Here is a 17,779-nt window from a genome sequence, read left to right as displayed (position 1 = left end):
CTTTTGTAATTTTATAATTAACTAATGTTTACTTTAGGGAATTAAAATCATCAAGTAAAGTTAGTGCCAACAACAAAGACAAGATAAATACTTAGGAGATAAAAATGACAGTACCTTCATTTGGTGTAGGCACTTTTCGCTTAGAGGGTGAAGTGGTAAAAAATTCAGTACGCAACGCATTGGAAGTTGGATATCGTGTGGTTGATACCGCTCAAATCTATGGTAATGAAGCGAGCATAGGAGAAGCACTGGTTGAATCTAAGTTGCCACGAGAAGAGTTGCTCATCACAACAAAAATCTGGGTAGACAATATGGCTGAGGACAAGCTCATCCCAAGCCTCAAAGAGAGCCTAGATAAACTACAGACTGACTATGTCGATTTAACATTGATTCATTGGCCAGGTACAAACGATAACGTCAAAGAGTATATGCAAGCGCTACTTGAAGCAAAATCGTTAGGATTAACCAAACAAATTGGGGTATCAAACTTCAATATCGAGTTGTTAAATAAAGCATTTGATGCGGTGGGCAAGGAAAATATAGCAACTAACCAAATTGAACTAAGCCCATTCTTGCAAAACCACAAGCTAGTGTCATTTATGCAAGAAAACGACATTCAAGTAACCTCTTACATGACGTTAGCTTATGGCGAAGCTTTAAAGGACTCTACGATTATTGATATCGCAAGTAAGTACCAATCAACGCCTGCGCAAATTGTGCTCGCGTGGGCGCTAGCAAAGGGATTTGCAGTGATTCCATCTTCAACCAAGCGTGAGAACCTCATTAGTAATCTTCAAGCTCAACAGATTCAACTATTGAGTGAGGATATCAAATTAATCGATAGCCTTGAGCGTAACGGGCGTCAAGTTAGTCCTGATGGTCTTGCTCCACAGTGGGACGATTAAAATGAGTAATGTATTAATTGTTAATGGTGGTAAAAAGTTTGCTCACTCCCAAGGAGCACTTAATAGTAGCTTAGTCGAATTAGCTGTGAGCTATTTGACCGAGCTAAACCACGACGTAGAGGTTACTGAGGTTGATAGCGGCTACGACATAGAGACTGAAATAGTAAAGTGGTTATGGGCAGATGTTGTGATCCACCAAAACCCAGCATGGTGGATGGGAACACCTTGGATCGTAAAAAAATATATCGATGATGTCTTTACTATTGGGCACGGTCGTTTGTATCAAAGTGATGGCAGAACACGAAGTGATAGCAACTCAATGTATGGTTCAGGTGGGTTGATTCAAGGGAAAAAGTATATGCTTTCGGTTACATGGAATGCCCCACAAGAAGCTTTTACTGATCCATCTCAGTTTTTTGAAGGGGTAGGCGTTGATGGTGTGTACTTACCATTTCATAAAGCACATCAGTTTTTGGGAATGTCCCCCTTGCGCACATTTATGTGTAATGACGTCATAAAAAACCCTCAGATAGAAAACGATTTTGACAGGTATAAAGCACACTTAAAAGAAGTGTTTTCAAATTAATTTAGAACTGATATTTCCATGTTCTGATTGGACCTAATTGGTTCTGGGTTATTTTCTACTCACCCTTTTATTTGGAGAGGGTGAGTATGTTGGTAATTGCTTGATACAATTAAATCTCGACTCTCATGTTTATTTCGTTGCGCTGTATTTAGTCAGGATGCCTTGGTAATTACAACGCGTCAGTTATTGTCAATTGCACCAAGTTTATCCATAACAAAATCTAAAAATACTCTCACTCGTTCAGGTTGATAAGCCCCTCCACGGTATAGAGCGTTTAGCGGATAACTAAGAGGTTTAAAACCGACATCAAGTTTTTTCAGAAGTCCCTTTTCCACATAAGGTGCAGCAATAATATCGGGCTGATAGCTTGCTCCAACCGAAGAGAGCGTCAACTGGCGAATAAGTCGTGGACTATTGCTTTTGAAAACGGCGTTTACGGAGAGGTTATGATAAGCACTGCTTGGCTTCACAGTGTTAGCTACAGGCCAGCGAGCTGTTGAGTGAAGGTTGCTGTCGACAAGGCAAGGTAACAGTTTTAATTCCATACCATCGTAGCACTGTTTCGCTAATTCAGGCGCCGCATAAACAGAACTTTGAAGGGACATTACCTTACGATACTTCAAGTTGGAGTCTTCGAGTTCACTGGCACGAAAAGCGATGTCTATGCCTTGTTCGACTAAATCCAGTTTTTGATTGGTAACGATGATGTCAATCTGAATATCTGGATATCGCGCGTAAAACTCTGGAAGAAGTGGGCTTAATAACTCCTCAGCAAAACCCTGCGAAGCGGTCACACGTATTGAGCCAGACGCTTCTTTATTATTTGAATGGAGTTGATGGTATAGCTGATCAAACTTAGCCAGAACCTGTTGTGCTTGCAGGTAATACTCTTGACCATCCTGATTAATTGAGAGCTTTCGGGTCGTGCGATGAAACAGTTTGACTCCGAGTTGCTCTTCGACGCGATTTACATATTTGGAGGTTAGAGATTTGGAAATACCTAAACGTTCAGAAGCGGCAGTAAATGAGCCTGTCTCTATCACAGCCACAACTGTTCTCATTCCATCTATAGTGTCCATAAACTATCAACATTTTGGAAATTATCATTCCATGTTAGCGGGGTTTTTCTTCTTGGCAACTTGTTCTTAAATGTAGAACAGACAACGAGCTAGGAGAAAATAATGATAAAGCTATACTGGCACCCTATGTCGGGGCATGCACACCGCGCGCACATGCTATTAAACATTCTCGAATTGGACTTTGAACTCACTACTGTCGATTTACCTAACGGTGAGCATCAAAAGCCAGAGTTTTTGGCACTTAACCCCTTTGGACAAATACCAGTATTAGTCGATGATGAAGTTGTCATTTCTGATTCAAATGCGATCTTGGTTTATCTTGCTGGCGTTTATGATAAAGAACAGACGTGGCTTCCGGAGTCCTCACTGGTGCGTGCACATATCGAGCAGTTTCTGTCTCTCGCTGCTCATCGACTAGCAGGTTCAATAGCTAAACTTCGTGCAGCGAACTTATTCAATCGCAGCATAGATAGTGCATCGCACACTCTAGAAGCACATAAGCTCCTAAAACAACTTGAAACTTACTTACACGGCCGTCAATGGTTTGTTGGAACAAAGCCTACTATTGCAGATTTAGCACTCTACAGTTATATCAAGTTAGCACCGGAGGGAGGAATAGGCTTGGCCAACTATCCTGTTTTGGAAGCTTGGCTGAAACGAGTAGAGGGGCTACCTGGTTTTGTACCTATGCAACTTTCGAATGTCGGTCTACGCAAGGAAGCACTAAATAGTGATATTTGCGAAAAACATCGATAATTGGTTATTTCCACTTATCTCTTGTTTCGACTAGAAATATATAAACGTAATCCAAAAGATAACTGTTTGGATGGAGTATTTATCAGGTATAACTTTGAATGTGGCACTTCTGTATTATGAAGTGCCAATTATGAAGCCTCTGGACATTTTAAATCATCTGAACGTCTTAGTATCAGGTTTTACTATGCTTCGAAACCGAAGACTAGTGCGGTAGCTTACATGTAATAATACCGCCATAAAGATTACCAATGTTTATGGCGGCATTCGATCGGATGCGCTAGTTACTTGTTTGCGGTAATGCCGCAGTAACAAGAAGCTCAACTTTTAGTTCAGTGCTTGCTAGCTTCGCTTCCCCGCAGGCTCTCGCAGGGGCAAAACCAGGTTTAAACCACTCGTCCCAGACGTGGTTCATTTCTTCAAAATCCTGCATGTCTGCTAACCAAACCGTGGTTTGTAACACATGGTCTTTGTCACTACCTGCTTCAATCAGCAGACTTTCAACTCGGGATAATGCCTCTGCGGTTTGTTCAGCAACGCTAGTGCCTTTCACACCGACTTGACCACAAAGATAGACAGTATCATTATGAATAACGATTTTGCTCATTCTTTGATTGGTGTGCTTACGCTGAATGTGAGTCATTTTGTGTTCCTTTATTTCTATATTTGTACATGAATGATTCGCCGATTGGGGTTAAGCTAGCCAACTCACCCAGTTTGAGTGGTTTAATCGGATTTCTCAGGCGGTAATAGCCGACCTTCTCCATAGGAATCCCTACTTTCTCTTGGATAATATGAGCTACCGTGGTCCCGCAATAGCGTCCCTGACAAGGCCCCATACCGCAACGCGTATAGGTTTTGATTTGGTTGATCCCGTGTGCGCCTCTCTCTACCTGACGGCGAATTTGTCCTGCTGTCACTTCCTCACAACGACAAACAATAGTCTGATCGCTTGGTGTCAGTGCCTGCTTAGGTGGCGTGTACAGAGCGTCCAAAAACGGTCGCACTCCAATTTCTTTATCAATCAATGCTCGCAGCTTGTCTCGCTCTTCAGTTAGTGATGTTTCTCCATCGCTTTCAAGCGACATTAAAGCACTAACCGCTGCAAGGTGACCTTGGTATTGCGCAGCCATTGCTCCACCAATACCGCTACCGTCGCCAGCAACAAAAACACCTTGGCGAGAGCTTCGGTGGTCTTGATCAACCCTTGGTCGCCAACAGATCTGTAGCGGATCCCATTCGTGCTCCAACCCCATTGCTCTCGTGAGCTGAACATTAGGAATAACGCCAATATGAGAGAGCAAGGTATCGGTATTTAAGGCGTGTGGCTGTCCTTGAGCGGTGAAAGTGAGTCGCTCGACAGCTTGATCTCCATAAGCGGCTATGTCGGTGGCACCGGTATAGCGTTTAACTCCAGCACGGCGAATTTTACCCAACAGCTTAAGGCCTTTGAAAAGTACTTTGTGACCTTTTAAAGCACCGCTAGCATAGCGAATCGATTCGACGTAACTGCTAGGTTGTTGGGTATCCACAATCGCTTTAGGAGGCGAGCCAGCATCGATCATCTGTGCTGCGAGCAAGTAGATGAGTGGCCCAGTTCCGACAAGTACAGCATTGGTTGGAACTAAGCCCGAGGTTTTCATCATAATCTGACACGCACCTGCGGTCATCGCTCCCGGTAAAGTCCAACCGACAAATGGAAATGGCCTTTCCGTTGCCCCAGTCGCAATGATGATTTGTTTCGCTACGGTTTTATTGGCTACATCATTTTGGCTCCAGTAGACGCAGTTTTCATTGTCGACTCGCCACAGTGTCGCCCTGGTAATATGGGTCAGCGGTGCTCGATTAAACGCTTTGATTATGCTTGCACCATGTTGATAGTCGGGGCCAAAGATAGAGCCGTTAGGATGCCCTTGTTCTTTCTGCGCTCGATATATCTGACCTCCCGGGATCGGCTGTTCGTCAATCACAACCACACTGGCACCTGATTCTGCGCACCTCACTGCCGCGCTCATTCCAGCTGGGCCAGCACCAATGACACATACATCGACTTGTTTCTTTATTTCGTCTTGCATGAACTCACCACTAACTTGTCTGACGGCAAATCGTCATGCCATCTTCTATTACATTCATACATGCTTGAACATTGTGCTCACCATTAACTTGAACACGACACTCAAAGCAGCTACCCATCATGCAAAACGGAGCGCGAGGGGATCCCGACTGGGGAGACTCTCGAGTATGGTCAACACCTGCAGCCAACAATGCAGCCGCAATGGTGTCACCAACATAGGCTGTGTATGACTTGCCTTCCCAAAAAAACTCCACCGTCTGTTGCGAACTTTCTGTCGCAACCATTCGTTGAAACTTAGAACCTGTCTTCACTGAATAACTCCAAAGTTGGTGCATCCGCTGCTTCTTCTAGCCAAGCTGGGAGCAAAAAACTGTGCGCTGCGGCTAATGTAATACCACTATGACAACTAATGAGATAAGCGCCTGAATTGGTTTTCGACTGTTGATATATCGGTAAGCCATCGGGAGATATGATGCGAATAGCTCCCCAGCTACGAACTAACTTTGTCTGGGCTAAAAACGGATAAACCGCAATCGCTCGTTCAGCTATCGCCGCCGTGACGTCTAGAGTATCGCTATCATCAAAACCAGCGTTCTCCTTAGAGTCTCCAATCTGAATACCACCTTCATTGACCTGCCTGATGATCCCTGAGGCACGCTGCAGTCTTGGGGGAAGCTTTTCGGTAATCAGAACTTGACCTTTTTGTGCGCTAATTGGTGCAACAAAGCCAAGCTTAGGCCCCAGTTCCGCCGATCCTAAACCTGCCGACAAAACCACTTTAGCGCTGTTGTAACGCGTTCCATCTTGCAATACGACGTCGAATCGCTGTGAGTCGTTTTTACTTATCTCTGACACCGTAACGCCAGTGACAACATTTGCCCCTAACTCATTGATTGCTTTAGTGTAAGCACGAAGCAGATTTAACGGATTCACATGCCCATCTTCCGGGCCATAAATAGCACCAACAACTTCTTCACCAATGTCTGGTTCTTCAGCAATAAGACGATCTCTATCCCAAACTTCGTAGGGATGATCCGTACCCAGCTGTTGTCGAAGCACCTCATATTGCTTGGCTTTCTCAGCCATCTCTTGCTGGCAAAAATGAAAGTCGTATCCTCCGTTTTGAACAAGATTGAGTTCTTCACCCGTCATCTCTTCAAGCTCATCAGCCAGTTTGCGCCATAGTCCCACTGAGCGACGTGTCCACGCGGCATAGTGAGGGGCACCTAAACCTTTACTCGATAGCCATACCAAGCCAAAATTCCCTCGTGATGCACGATGAGCCTCATCTCCACCATCGAGTACTGTTACCTTGTGGCCAGCTTTGAGCAGTCCGTAAGCCACTGCGCAGCCCACGACGCCTCCACCGACAATTATGTAATCCGGTTTCATATCGTTCTCTTCAGACTTTTGTAATAAGGGGCGCAACAACGCCCCTACTTGGAGGTGCGCTTAGTTTAATTAATCGCTTTGTCTAGAATTGGTTGGCTCCAGTCAGAACCAATATCATTAATGATTTGAGGCCATACGGTGGTACGAACCTTATCCGCCGTCAATTTCAGTTGTGCCGGAGTCATTTCGACGATTGTCGCGCCGGCATCAACTAGTTTTTGCTCGTTCGCTTTCTGATCTATTTGCGCGGCTCCCCAGCGTCGAGATTCAAACTCAGCCGCCGCCGATACCAAGGCGTTTTTCTCGTTTTCATCAAGGTCATCCAAACGCTCTGAGTTAATCATCAGATACCAGATCTCAAAGTGAGTATTGAGTGGAATGTACGTTTTAGTTACGTCACGGAACGAAGCATAATAACCTTCCGCTCCAGAGCCAATCACTCCATCTACCACCCCAGTTTGTACTGCAGTAAAGGCTTCGGAGAACGGTAGTGGCGAGCCGATATAACCTACATTGTCAGCAAGTAGCTGGAAGCTCTTGATTGGCGGAACGCGAAGCTTGATGCCTTTGCTCACATCAGGGTTACCCGCTTCAACCGCATTACGATTCAGTGAAATACCACCAAAATAAACTGGGTAAGCAGCAAGTAGTGTGATGTCTTGTTTAGCAAATAACTCTTCCATCGCAGTTCTGACTGGTGCTCCGCTACCGTAGATGTTTTGTGCTTCTTCCCAGTTATTGGCCAGAAAAGGCAACAAGCCAATCTGCATTTTACGGTCCGTTGAAGTCGATGCAGGCTGCAGTGCCATGTCAATCGCACCAACAGAGATACGTTCTTGAACTAAGGTGTAGTCACCTAGAGCGTTTGCTGCATAAACTCGAAGCTTAAGATCGCCATCCGTTGCCGCTTTCAGTTCATCGCTCAGTTGTTTGATATCATTATCAACTACAGTACCTTGTGGGCGAACATGGCTGATTTTCAGCGTCGTCGCTTGTGCAGGGATAACCGTCGCTGCAGCTGCGATAAGAGAAGCAAGCAACGTGTATTTTTTCAGTGCTTTAGTTGGAGCAAACTTACTTGTTTTTGTCATTGGTAATTTCCTTTTAGTAACCAAACACAGTAGGGAGGAAGAGTGATAGTTCTGACCAGAAAGAGGTCAGAATCACTACAGGTAGATAACCAAGTAGTATCAGCGACATTGCAGGGCCAACTACTTCGGAGAATTTAACGTTACCGATACGTGCACCTAGATATAGAATCGACGCGTATGGTGGAGTAACACCACCCATTGCTGTATTCACACCCATGATTGCTGCAAACTGAATCGGGCTGATGCCAATAGCGGTCATCAGAGGTAGTAATAGCGGAGCGATAAGAATGATTGCAGTCAGGTCATTGACCACCATTCCCACTAAGAACAACAAAATGTTGATAAAAATAAGCAGCAGGACTTTGTTTTCAGTGATACCGAAAATCGCTTCGACCAGTTGCTGAGGAATATCCTCAACCACGAACATCTGGCTAAGAATCAAGCTGAACAAAATCATGAACATAATTGACCCGACCGCCGTTGCTGATTCTTTCCCCGAGATAAGCAGTGTTTTCCAGCTCAAACCTTTGTAGATAAGAAAACCCACTGGAACAGCATAGATAACGGCTACAGCTGCGGCCTCAGTCGGCGTCATCACGCCACCATAGATTCCACCTAAGATGATTACCGGCATTAATAAAGCGGGTACGGCATTAAATGTCTTGCTAGAGGTTTGCTTAATCAACTCTGACATCGACGGCTTATCATCCAAAATCAATGGAAACTTGCGCGCTTTGTACATATTGATCAATGCGAAGTTAAAGGTCACCAATAAGCCAGGGCCAAGCGTTGCTAGGAAACAGGCGAGAATAGAGGTATCCGTTACCCAACCGTAGACAATCATGGTCACGCTTGGCGGAATCAACAGTCCCAAAATGGACGAGTTTGCAATCAGTGCGGTCGCATAGGCTCTTGGATATCCGCGCTTTTCCATCTCAGGGATTAACAAAGGACCAATAGCCGCGACACCAGTTAACCCACTACCTGAAATGGCACCAATGATTGCACAACTGAAGGATGCAACAATCCCTAAACCGCCGCGAATGTGACCTACGAACACGTTCACAAATCCGAGTAAACTGGCGGCAATGCCGCTCCTGCTCATGATCGTTCCTGCGAGAACAAATAGCGGAATAGCTAGTAGAACAGGGTTCATCAGCTGACCCGCTCCCCACATCATATTACCCTTCATCGACATATCGCCGATAAAAACCATCACCATTAACGCACCACCAAAACAGAACGGTAACGGCACACCAAAGGTCAGCAGTATGACCAAAACGGCTACTGCCAACAGAGCTACTTCAACCATAATTAGACCTTATTTACTTGATAGGAAGGAGACATCAGTTGACGAATCAACTTGACTACATGCATTGCAATAAAAAGGGTAATCAGGAGTAAGCCGATAAACACCGAGCACTCGTGATAAAAAGTTGGGATATAAAGCGTTGGGCTCTCTTTCCAAACCCGCCACGCATACTTGACGTAGTCCCAAGCCCAGTAGGTCAACCAACTCGAAATCACCAAGCTGATCGTTTCACTGATAAGGGCTAAGATTTGATGACCTCGCTCTGTCTTGATAAATATTTCCAGTACATTTGCACGGATTTGCGTATCTTCCCTAGAAGCATTCACCGCACCAAGCATGTAGAGCCATAAGGTCGGAATAACCATCGACTCCTCAAGCCCCATAATTGGGACTTCAAAGACATATCGTGTCACTACCTGAACAAACTGCATCAATGCCACAGATGCAATCAGGAAAGTGAGTAGATATCTAAACTTTTGCTCCACGTTGTTATTTCCTTATTGTTTTATTTGTAAACACCTCGTTAATTTAATGATGACAAGCAATAAAAACAAATTTAAAATTTCTCTAATCTGATAACTTTTTCTTATAGGCTTGTATGAATAACCTTTCTATAAAACAGCTAGAAACCTTTCGCACCGTGATGCGTTCTGGATCCGTGACCTTAGCTGCCAAAACGTTGTGTCGAACACAGCCGGCGATCAGCGCAATGCTGGTTGGATTAGAGAAAGAACTTGGCTTTGCATTATTCGAACGACATAAAGGTCGACTCGTGCCGAATCCAGAGGCGTATTTTTTACTTGAAGAGAGCGATGCGATTCTAGAGCGACTTTCACGCGCGACTCAGTTAATGGCAGAAGTGAAAAACCTAACGCGAGGCAAATTGAGGATCGCCTGCATGCCTGCCGCCGCATTATTCTTTATGCCTCACGTTATTGCAGAGTTTGTAAAAGACAGGCCTGAGGTTGAGGTATCCATGATGATGCGTAGTTCAACCATGGTTCAAGATTGGATTGCTTCCCAACAATACGATATCGGTTACTCAGAGTTACCCAAAGATAGAGACTCATTCCATGTCGAACCGATTCACCTACAAGGAGTGTGTGCCTTACACTTTGATCATCCTCTTGCCAAGAAACAGACGATTACTCCGAACGACCTCGATGACTTCCCACTTGCGACTCTTTTTACCCGTCATGCTGCAAGTGAGCACTTACGCGCATTGTTTGAAGAGCATAATGCTGCCTATCGGCCTAGGTTCGAGCTGCAAAACTACATTTCTGGCTTTGAGTTTGTCGAACAGCAGCTATGTGCTTGTATCTGTGATCCAATAAGTGCCGCCAGTTATAAGCTCTATAAAGGTGATCAAGGGAAAGTTGTCTTTCGCCCTTTCTCCCCTGTCGTGACATTCGATCATGCTATTCTGACGCCGGCGCATAAACCAATGTCTGAGCTAGCCAAATTGTTTGCAGAGAACATTCAGCATAGTGTGAACTCATTTGTGTCGGTTTTGGGGTAGGTACGTAGAAATGCTGCATATCCCTAAGACAAGGTTCATAGTGGCTTAGACGGACTGCTTGATCGCATCCGCCAATAAGTCTATTGCCCTTTTCACATCTTCAGTTAGGTCGAAACCGATATTGATCCTAAAACAATCGTTGTAGAGTGGGAGTGTGCTAAATAGCTGACCTAATCGAATGTCGATTTTATGTTTTTCAATTAACTTGGTGAACTTTTCGAGGTTGAGTTTTGGAACTTGTAACCACAGTACCATTCCTCCTTGCGGCTGGCTTATGTTCACCCCGCTTGGCAAAGATTCATATGCGACGTGCAAAAGATGCCAGCCTTCACGCTCCCTTGTTGTAGATGTAGTTCAAGCTGTACAAGGTCAATCCCCTCATTGATTGATGGGATCTCGACAATGTGCCTTCCCATTTTCCGCAGTAGATCCAATATCCCACTAAAGCACGGAGAGCTGATGGCTATAGCATCGTCGACTTGGGTACATGCCTCAAGCGCAGCCTTAATCGCCGGCCAAACGTTACAAGGCGGTATCTTCATCATGATTGCGGCGACTTGCTGGACAATTATGGGGATGATCGTTAAAGCGTCTAAAACCACTCAAGCCTTTGCGTTCAATGTATGGGGAATGTTATTCGCACCCATTCCATTGGTTATGTTTGCGGTGGGCATTTACGGACCAAACATCGTGACAGAAGCATTTGAAGTGTGGGATATGAATACGACGATTGCTGTCCTGTTCCAAGCTTATCCAACCACGCTGTTTGGTTACTGGGTCTGGAATCGATTATTGATTCGATACCCGCTGAGCACTACCGCTCCGATGACTCTGTTAGTGCCTGTTTTTGCTGTGGTATCAGGGTATTACATGTACGATGAAATGCTAAGTACCCCGCAAGTTGTTGCCTGTGTTCTTTTCCTTATTGGTATAGGGCTGATAGTTAAACCTGGTAAGAAGGTAATCGAAGCTGCAGGTAAACCACTTACGAACTAAACATGTGAATCGATAGTCACGGAACTAGCGTGACGAGTAAGTCAATGTGGAGCGGTGATTGATTGAATGATATGCCACCTTAAGAGGGTGGCATTTTTCATTTTGGTGGTTGGGTTGGCGTTAATGAGGTGAATAATGATATTAATCTAATCGATTTGTGATTTGATTGTGAGAGATAAACAACTCATAATGTGATTTGATTATGGTGATTTTTCGAATCAAGGTATGGGTATGTGGATCTGGCAACAAACGAATTGGCCAAAGTTTGACTGGGACAACAATATTATAGAACCAATGATAAGGCGTACGCGTCTCAACCAAGGAATCCTATTGGGAAAAATTTTTAGCCACTCTCAAGATCAGACTAAAAGTATGTTAGATACCTTGCTTGCCAATATCGTTCACTCAAGTGCCATAGAGGGAGAAAAGCTGAATGCTTTTTCGGTGCGTTCTTCATTGGCGAATAAACTGGGTTTATCGGAAGAAAGGCCATTCCCGACCACCGAACAGACGGATGGTTTGGCGGAAATCATGGTGGATGCAGTAGAAAACCTGAGCGCGCCGTTAACACTGGACCGGATTCTACACTGGCACGATAGACTTTTTCCTGAAGGCTACACCATGTTCAACCCGGTTATTGGCGGTCAACTACGAGGTGACACGCCAATGCAGGTGGTTTCCGGCAGAATAGACAGGCCAACCGTTCACTTTGAAGCGCCAAGCCGCGATGTACTTGATACTGAGCTAAACCAATTCATCCAGTGGTTTAACGAATCCAGAGAAGAGATATCGCTCGATCCTTTAATAAGAGCTGCGATCACCCATTTGTGGTTTGTGACTCTGCATCCCCTTGACGATGGAAATGGTCGAATTACCCGTCTTCTTACCGATCTCGCACTTGCACAGGCAGAGCAGCAATCGGTACGCTTTTACGCCATGTCTGTCGGCATATTGGCCAATCGTAAAAGCTATTACGATATTCTAGAACAAACTCAGAAAGGGTCTCTGGATATTACTCCGTGGCTTGTTTGGTTTTTCAATACACTGAATGAGACGTTCGATGAGGTGTTAAAAGAGATCGATCAAACGGTATTCAAGACCAACTTTTGGCGTCATGTCGATCAAACTAAGCTGGTGGAGGAACAAGTTAAAGTTCTCAATCGCATGCTTGATGGTGACTTTGCGGATGGCATCAACACATCTCAGTATCATAAAGTCGCCAAGGTGAGTAAACCAACGGCAACTCGTCACTTAACCACACTGGTTGAGCAAAAGTGTTTGGTGAAAACGGGTGGTGGTCGAAGTACTCGTTACCAATTACCTAAGTAAAAGTTCGATACTAAGCGTCATTAAGTTCGATAAAGAAGGTCTATGCTTTATTTGGTGTCAGCGCAAAAATTGATCTAGCGCCTTCGACGGGAAGACACCTTTAATGCTTGCACAAGCATATCGCTATAGTAAATTGTGAAACTGTTGGAGAGCAAATAATGAACGTACTTGTTGTTTACTGGCATCCAGAGCCACAAAGCTTTAATGGCGCTATGTTTCGCCGTTCGTTAGAAGCCTTAGAGTCGGCTGGGCATAAAGTGAAAACATCAGACTTACATGCGATGAATTTTGATCCTGTCTCTGGGCGTCATAACTTCAATAGTGAAATGGATTCTGAGTTTTTCAAACAACAACTCGAAGAGATGCATGCGTCGAAAAATCAAAGCTTTTCACCAGACATAGAACAAGAGATACAAAAACTTGAGTGGTGTGACTTGGTCATCTTCCAATTTCCGCTGTGGTGGTTCGGTATGCCTGCAGCGCTTAAAGGTTGGGTGGATCGTGTATTTGCGATGGGCAGAGTGTATGGAGGAGGCCAATTTTACGAGAAAGGTGTCTTCAAAGGGAAGAAAGCCATGGTGAGCGTGACCATGGGCGGGCCAGAAGAGCTTTACGAAAAAGAAGGTTGGAACGGTGACTTAGACGCGATTTTACGACCGATACATCGTGGCGTGTTCGAATTTACTGGGTTTTCGGTACTCACGCCACAGAAAGTATTTGGGCCCGCACGTAAAACGCAACAAGAGCGTATTGAAGTGCTAGAAAGCTATGCTCAGCGTTTACAAACGATCTTTGATGAACCTGCAATTGAAGTCGGGCATTACTAACAGCGCACAGTTCTGTCTTTATATAAGAGGTCGGCGATTTAAAGCATCTTTCTTCCTACCTTTAAAGAATACAAAAGAGCCGCACTGCGACTCTTTTAGTTTTTTATTAGCAACTTATTACTAACGATTTAGCGGAAGAATATCGAACTTCATGTCGAATTTATCTAGAGAACTCGCTAAGTCTTGTAGATTCTTCGCATCACCACGTAGGACAGCCTGACCACTCTCAAATAATGCTTCAAGTGTCGTCTCGCCAGTAATCACTTTGGTTAAATCGGCTTTGTGAATAATGATCTCTGTATCCAATGTTGGGATAGAACTCTCTAAACCTAACTCAGTTACTGGTAGGTGAGAGAAGGTAGCATTAGAAACTTCGATGTAATGGCGCTCTTCAATATCAGGGTGATAAATCCCCATGTTAAAGTTCAAGTCTGCAGTCTCAGCCTTTGGCCCATTTAGCTGCACACCTACCAAGTCCAAGAAGTTTGTTGTCGGTGTGTTTGCAATAACGTCCTCAGAGGCTGTCTTTAAAGACTCTCCGATTTCATTCGTACGAAGTTCCACCGCACCTTGCAAGTACGAGTTACGCCATGCCATCGTTTCAGACTGATAGCCTTGTTGTTCAAATGTGTCCGCCAATAATTCACGGTATTCGATATTAGTTGGCTCACACAGTACCAAGTCATTCAATAGCTGACCGGCTTCCTGATAGTTACCTGAATCAAAGTGAGCTTTAGCCGACTTATAGAAATTATCTGCCCCACCAGCGTTCACGTAAGTACATGATTTATCAACTGACTTAAGTGGGTTGATGTTGACTGGGTTCAGATCGAGATAACCTAAGTACAGGTTTACAATCGCTCGAGCATTGTGGCTGTATGAACCATGATAGCCACGTGATGCCCAGTTTTGTTTCTGTGACACTGGCACGATCTCTTCAATTGAACGACCAACATCGCCAATTTTTACACCATGGTTGGCTAAGCGCACCGAGTTGTTGTGCAGCCAGCTATAGTTATCACGTTGCATTTCCATGTAGTGACCGATTTCATTCTCTTCGGTTTCTGGGTTGTTCCAAACCGGAGCTGAATGGGCTGAATGGACGTTATCAACAAGGCCAGAGTCTACGAAACGCATCTTAAGTTCAGTTAGGTACTTAGACCAAGCCAACGAGTCACGTACTTTTGCGCCACGGAATGTGTAAATGTTGTGCTGTCCATCGTAAGTGAGTTCAGCGGTATTCAATGAACGGTAAGCAGGTACGTAGTTTACGATTTCAACGGGCGCTTCAGCACCGGGCATATTGATAAAGTGAACCTCTAGGCCATCAATGATACGCGTTTCTTCGCGTTCAACGATTTCTGTTGTTGGTGTTACTAACGTTACCGCTCCTTTACCAAAACCCATACCCAGTGCGTTGTCTACAATACCAGTGGCGTCATTTTCTAAAGACTGCCCGTATTGATATTGTGCGCGACGTGACATCGCGTTACCCACCATGATGTTTTCGTCAGCCATCTCTTTGATAAAATCACCAGGGACAACAATTGGGGCACCTTCTACAAAATCACCCGTGTTAATGATGCCTCTTGAACCACCAAAGTGGTCGGCGTGAGTGTGTGAATAGATCATGCCAGTGATCTTATGTTCGCCGTTGACCGCTGGTAGGTGTTGTTTAGCGAAGTTCCAAGCTGCTTCTGCGACCTCATCATGCAGCAGTGGATCGTGGATAAGGTATCCGTTGTCAGTGCGGTAGATTGTCATGTTTGAGAGGTCGGCACCGCGAATTTGATAGACACCATCCGTAACTTGATAAAGACCGCCAGAGGCATAGTTCATTTGACCTTGGCGCCAGATAGACGGGTTAACGGTATCCGGGCGGTCTTCTCGAATGCTATCTACGTTCATGTGAGACATGCGATTACGCAGCTCACCTACACGATGGTCACCAAACGCTGCGATGAGTCCTCGCTCTGAACGCTCAAATGCTGAGGTATCTTGCCAAGGCAGTGTTTCAGCCAGTGCATTGTTAGCTGCAATGGTATGTTCCGTTGCAGGTTTACCTTTGTATGTCTCAATTGATTCATATTCGTTGTCGGCAGTCGCACTGAAAGAAACGATGATAGCTAGGGATAGTACAGAACGGTTTAGAGTCGTTTTCATAGAGAACCTCGTTTTGTCTCTCAAGTTGGTATGAGACAAATTTAGAGGATTGACACATAAGAATACATAAACGAATATGGATTATAAACATCACGATTTGTTATGTAATGAACTATGTTAGAGAAATTCGATTTAAACCTACTTAGAGTGTTTTCCGCGGTTTATCGCCACCAATCGATCACGCTCGCTGCTGATGAAATGGGGATGACTCAACCCGGTGTTAGTGGTTTGCTCAAGCGATTGCAACAACAAGTAGGCTGTCAGCTTTTCATTCGTTCTGGTAGAGGGATAGCACCAACAAGGCAAGCGCAAGAGCTGATTCGTCAAGTCGAGCCAGCGTTGATACAAATTAATAATGCGCTGGAAAACTTGGAAGAGTTTAGTACCGAGACGCCTCATAAATTTGTGGTGTACACATCGGAACCAGTGATGCTAAGACTAATGACGAAAATTGAATCCGATAATCAGTTGGGTAACGTTACGATTGAGCTTCACCCTACACGCTCTAATGAAGAGCAGCTGATGGATGACCTCAACCAGAGGCAGGCTGATCTCGCAATTGAGTTCTCAAATCACACATCCAGCTCATTCTTTACAGAGCCGTTATTCGATGACGAGATGTGTATTATTGCGAGAAAAGGTCACCCGAGGATCACAGGTTCAATATCCCAAGATGAATTCTATCGTGAGAAGCATATAACGCTTAAGTTGCGTCGAGAGCAAGCGTATTTGGCGGACTATTTCACAGAAGTCAGCCTGAAAGAGAGAAAGGTTGCTGCTGAATGTACATCGCTCATTTGGCAAATGTCGATGGTATCGAGTAGCGATTGTATTGCTTCAATGACAAGAAGTTTGGCCAATGAACTTGCTGATAAGCTAGGACTGCAAATAATACCGATGCCATTCTCAACATTTCCAATCAAGTACCAACTCTTCGTCCATAATCGAGATAAGAAGAGCCCCTCAAATATCTGGCTCAGACAAAAACTGAAATCTTATTTGATGGAAGGGTAGGTTATGCAGAAATAATCAAGATTTGTTATGGTTAGTTTAGCTTCGCCAAGTACTTCGCTTCATAGCAAGGTGTATACTGCTTAGGAGAATAGGTGAAAAGAATCAATGTAATAGGCACTAGTGGAAGTGGTCAAAATATGGATATTGCTATACTCACTTTTGACGGGTTTAATGAATTAGATTCGTTTATCGCATCCGGCATTCTAAATCGGATGAAAGACGCAGGGTGGAATGTACAAATTACGAGTCCTTCTCAATACGTTACCTCAATGAATGGCGTTACCATCCAATCTCAACAACCTCTAGAGTTTGCAAACCGAGCCGACGTCGTATTGTTGGGCAGCGGCGCTCTGACACGTGATATTGCGCGTGATTAGAACATACTATCAAGATTAAATCTGAATCCAGACAAGCAGTTAATTGGAGGGCAATGCTCATGTACTCTGCTGATGTCTGTTTTAGGCTTATTGGATGAAGTACCTGCATGTACCGACTTAACCACGAAACCTTGGGTAATTGACACTGGTTTTTCTGTGCTTGATCAGCCGTTTTATGCTAAGGGAAATGTTGCGACTGCAGGTGGTTGCTTGTCTTCTAAATACTTGGCTACATGGGTGATCTGTAAATTATCAGGTGAGCAGGACGCTGAATTCGCCATTCATTATGTAGCACCCGTCGGAGAAAAAGAACGTACTGTCAAACAGTGCATGTCTGTAGTAGGAGAATTCTTGTAGAATTG

At 44.5% G+C, this 17,779-nt stretch carries 17 protein-coding genes and 2 pseudogenes; 9 read left to right on the top strand and 10 right to left on the bottom strand.

The genetic code is table 11. From position 1 onward, the window contains the following. Positions 1-104: 104 nt before the first annotated feature. Together dkgB and AC6I7V_RS21190 are read left to right on the top strand one after the other, a co-directional pair. On the top strand, positions 105-905 hold the full coding sequence (gene dkgB / locus AC6I7V_RS21195) for a 2,5-didehydrogluconate reductase DkgB (RefSeq protein WP_498012472.1): 801 nt from the start codon (positions 105-107) through the stop codon (positions 903-905). A gap of 1 nt (position 906) precedes the next feature. Next, positions 907-1,491 (top strand): NAD(P)H-dependent oxidoreductase, encoded by a 585-nt coding sequence (locus AC6I7V_RS21190; protein WP_498012471.1) that lies wholly within the window; start codon positions 907-909, stop codon positions 1,489-1,491. Positions 1,492-1,670: 179 nt separating this feature from the next. Here the strand turns inward: AC6I7V_RS21190 and AC6I7V_RS21185 are convergent, their stop codons facing one another. Next, positions 1,671-2,570 (bottom strand): LysR family transcriptional regulator, encoded by a 900-nt coding sequence (locus AC6I7V_RS21185; RefSeq protein ID WP_498012470.1) that lies wholly within the window; start codon positions 2,568-2,570, stop codon positions 1,671-1,673. A gap of 102 nt (positions 2,571-2,672) precedes the next feature. Here AC6I7V_RS21185 and AC6I7V_RS21180 point away from each other — a divergent pair, with 102 nt between their 5' ends. Next, entirely contained in the window at positions 2,673-3,326 is a 654-nt protein-coding gene (locus AC6I7V_RS21180; protein WP_498012469.1) for a glutathione S-transferase family protein, read from the top strand. A gap of 277 nt (positions 3,327-3,603) precedes the next feature. Here the strand turns inward: AC6I7V_RS21180 and AC6I7V_RS21175 are convergent, their stop codons facing one another. The 7 genes from AC6I7V_RS21175 to AC6I7V_RS21145 all read right to left on the bottom strand — a co-directional run bounded on the left by AC6I7V_RS21175 (position 3,604) and on the right by AC6I7V_RS21145 (position 9,677). Beyond that, entirely contained in the window at positions 3,604-3,966 is a 363-nt protein-coding gene (locus tag AC6I7V_RS21175; protein ID WP_498012468.1) for a RidA family protein, read from the bottom strand. Next, positions 3,947-5,398 carry an FAD-dependent oxidoreductase gene (locus tag AC6I7V_RS21170; protein WP_498012467.1) on the bottom strand — a complete coding sequence of 484 codons (1,452 nt, stop codon included), beginning with the start codon at positions 5,396-5,398 and terminating at the stop codon, positions 3,947-3,949. Before AC6I7V_RS21170 ends, AC6I7V_RS21175 begins: the two co-directional genes overlap by 20 nt. Positions 5,399-5,408: 10 nt before the next feature. Then, positions 5,409-5,708 carry a (2Fe-2S)-binding protein gene (locus tag AC6I7V_RS21165; protein WP_498012466.1) on the bottom strand — a complete coding sequence of 100 codons (300 nt, stop codon included), beginning with the start codon at positions 5,706-5,708 and terminating at the stop codon, positions 5,409-5,411. Further along, the gene (locus tag AC6I7V_RS21160; protein ID WP_498012465.1) at positions 5,692-6,789 is read right to left on the bottom strand and encodes an NAD(P)/FAD-dependent oxidoreductase; all 1,098 of its coding nucleotides are present in this window, start codon (positions 6,787-6,789) and stop codon (positions 5,692-5,694) included. The genes AC6I7V_RS21165 and AC6I7V_RS21160 overlap by 17 nt, the downstream gene beginning before the upstream one ends. A 65-nt stretch (positions 6,790-6,854) precedes the next feature. Beyond that, the gene (gene dctP, locus AC6I7V_RS21155) at positions 6,855-7,880 is read right to left on the bottom strand and encodes a TRAP transporter substrate-binding protein DctP (protein WP_498012464.1); all 1,026 of its coding nucleotides are present in this window, start codon (positions 7,878-7,880) and stop codon (positions 6,855-6,857) included. Between the two features lie 13 nt (positions 7,881-7,893). Further along, positions 7,894-9,192, bottom strand: coding sequence for a TRAP transporter large permease (locus AC6I7V_RS21150; RefSeq protein WP_032553484.1), 1,299 nt, complete (start codon positions 9,190-9,192; stop codon positions 7,894-7,896). Positions 9,193-9,194: 2 nt separating this feature from the next. Beyond that, positions 9,195-9,677: a TRAP transporter small permease gene (locus tag AC6I7V_RS21145; RefSeq protein WP_008079941.1), complete on the bottom strand. Its 483-nt coding sequence runs from the start codon at positions 9,675-9,677 to the stop codon at positions 9,195-9,197. Positions 9,678-9,790: 113 nt separating this feature from the next. Here AC6I7V_RS21145 and AC6I7V_RS21140 point away from each other — a divergent pair, with 113 nt between their 5' ends. Next, positions 9,791-10,711: a LysR substrate-binding domain-containing protein gene (locus tag AC6I7V_RS21140; protein WP_498012463.1), complete on the top strand. Its 921-nt coding sequence runs from the start codon at positions 9,791-9,793 to the stop codon at positions 10,709-10,711. A 45-nt stretch (positions 10,712-10,756) separates the two neighbouring features. Here AC6I7V_RS21140 and AC6I7V_RS21135 read toward each other — a convergent pair whose 3' ends face one another. Next, positions 10,757-10,966 (bottom strand): hypothetical protein, encoded by a 210-nt coding sequence (locus AC6I7V_RS21135; RefSeq protein ID WP_498012462.1) that lies wholly within the window; start codon positions 10,964-10,966, stop codon positions 10,757-10,759. 264 nt (positions 10,967-11,230) lie between these two features. On the opposite strand from AC6I7V_RS21135, the pseudogene AC6I7V_RS21130 reads away from it, so the two are divergent. The 3 genes and pseudogenes from AC6I7V_RS21130 to AC6I7V_RS21120 form a co-directional block, all read left to right on the top strand. Then, a pseudogene (locus tag AC6I7V_RS21130) lies at positions 11,231-11,707 on the top strand (DMT family transporter); the annotation flags it as partial. 231 nt (positions 11,708-11,938) lie between these two features. Next, entirely contained in the window at positions 11,939-13,036 is a 1,098-nt protein-coding gene (locus AC6I7V_RS21125) for a Fic family protein (RefSeq protein WP_498012461.1), read from the top strand. Between the two features lie 158 nt (positions 13,037-13,194). Beyond that, on the top strand, positions 13,195-13,863 hold the full coding sequence (locus AC6I7V_RS21120) for an NAD(P)H-dependent oxidoreductase (RefSeq protein WP_498012460.1): 669 nt from the start codon (positions 13,195-13,197) through the stop codon (positions 13,861-13,863). Between the two features lie 120 nt (positions 13,864-13,983). Here the strand turns inward: AC6I7V_RS21120 and AC6I7V_RS21115 are convergent, their stop codons facing one another. Next, positions 13,984-16,026, bottom strand: coding sequence for an alkyl/aryl-sulfatase (locus tag AC6I7V_RS21115; protein ID WP_498012459.1), 2,043 nt, complete (start codon positions 16,024-16,026; stop codon positions 13,984-13,986). A gap of 114 nt (positions 16,027-16,140) precedes the next feature. On the opposite strand from AC6I7V_RS21115, the gene AC6I7V_RS21110 reads away from it, so the two are divergent. After that, positions 16,141-17,040: a LysR family transcriptional regulator gene (locus AC6I7V_RS21110; protein WP_255232942.1), complete on the top strand. Its 900-nt coding sequence runs from the start codon at positions 16,141-16,143 to the stop codon at positions 17,038-17,040. Between the two features lie 137 nt (positions 17,041-17,177). Beyond that, positions 17,178-17,774 (top strand): annotated as a pseudogene (locus AC6I7V_RS21105) (type 1 glutamine amidotransferase family protein). The last annotated feature ends 5 nt before the right edge of the window (positions 17,775-17,779 follow it).

The organism is Vibrio sp. KUL70, from assembly GCF_059725515.1.
The sequence above is the reverse complement of the archived record's forward strand: the minus strand, read 5'-3'. Positions and strand labels throughout refer to the sequence as shown.

Bases quoted from the DNA above. Each gene is read 5' to 3' on its own strand.
- AC6I7V_RS21115 (WP_498012459.1), bottom strand. From the start codon at position 16,026: ATGAAAACGACTCTAAACCGTTCTGTACTATCCCTAGCTATCATCGTT.
- dctP (WP_498012464.1), bottom strand. From the start codon at position 7,880: ATGACAAAAACAAGTAAGTTTGCTCCAACTAAAGCACTGAAAAAATAC.
- AC6I7V_RS21185 (WP_498012470.1), bottom strand. From the start codon at position 2,570: ATGGACACTATAGATGGAATGAGAACAGTTGTGGCTGTGATAGAGACA.
- AC6I7V_RS21120 (WP_498012460.1), top strand. From the start codon at position 13,195: ATGAACGTACTTGTTGTTTACTGGCATCCAGAGCCACAAAGCTTTAAT.
- dkgB (WP_498012472.1), top strand. From the start codon at position 105: ATGACAGTACCTTCATTTGGTGTAGGCACTTTTCGCTTAGAGGGTGAA.
- AC6I7V_RS21170 (WP_498012467.1), bottom strand. From the start codon at position 5,398: ATGCAAGACGAAATAAAGAAACAAGTCGATGTATGTGTCATTGGTGCT.
- AC6I7V_RS21150 (WP_032553484.1), bottom strand. From the start codon at position 9,192: ATGGTTGAAGTAGCTCTGTTGGCAGTAGCCGTTTTGGTCATACTGCTG.
- AC6I7V_RS21175 (WP_498012468.1), bottom strand. From the start codon at position 3,966: ATGACTCACATTCAGCGTAAGCACACCAATCAAAGAATGAGCAAAATC.
- AC6I7V_RS21180 (WP_498012469.1), top strand. From the start codon at position 2,673: ATGATAAAGCTATACTGGCACCCTATGTCGGGGCATGCACACCGCGCG.
- AC6I7V_RS21160 (WP_498012465.1), bottom strand. From the start codon at position 6,789: ATGAAACCGGATTACATAATTGTCGGTGGAGGCGTCGTGGGCTGCGCA.
- AC6I7V_RS21135 (WP_498012462.1), bottom strand. From the start codon at position 10,966: ATGGTACTGTGGTTACAAGTTCCAAAACTCAACCTCGAAAAGTTCACC.
- AC6I7V_RS21125 (WP_498012461.1), top strand. From the start codon at position 11,939: ATGTGGATCTGGCAACAAACGAATTGGCCAAAGTTTGACTGGGACAAC.
- AC6I7V_RS21140 (WP_498012463.1), top strand. From the start codon at position 9,791: ATGAATAACCTTTCTATAAAACAGCTAGAAACCTTTCGCACCGTGATG.
- AC6I7V_RS21190 (WP_498012471.1), top strand. From the start codon at position 907: ATGAGTAATGTATTAATTGTTAATGGTGGTAAAAAGTTTGCTCACTCC.
- AC6I7V_RS21110 (WP_255232942.1), top strand. From the start codon at position 16,141: ATGTTAGAGAAATTCGATTTAAACCTACTTAGAGTGTTTTCCGCGGTT.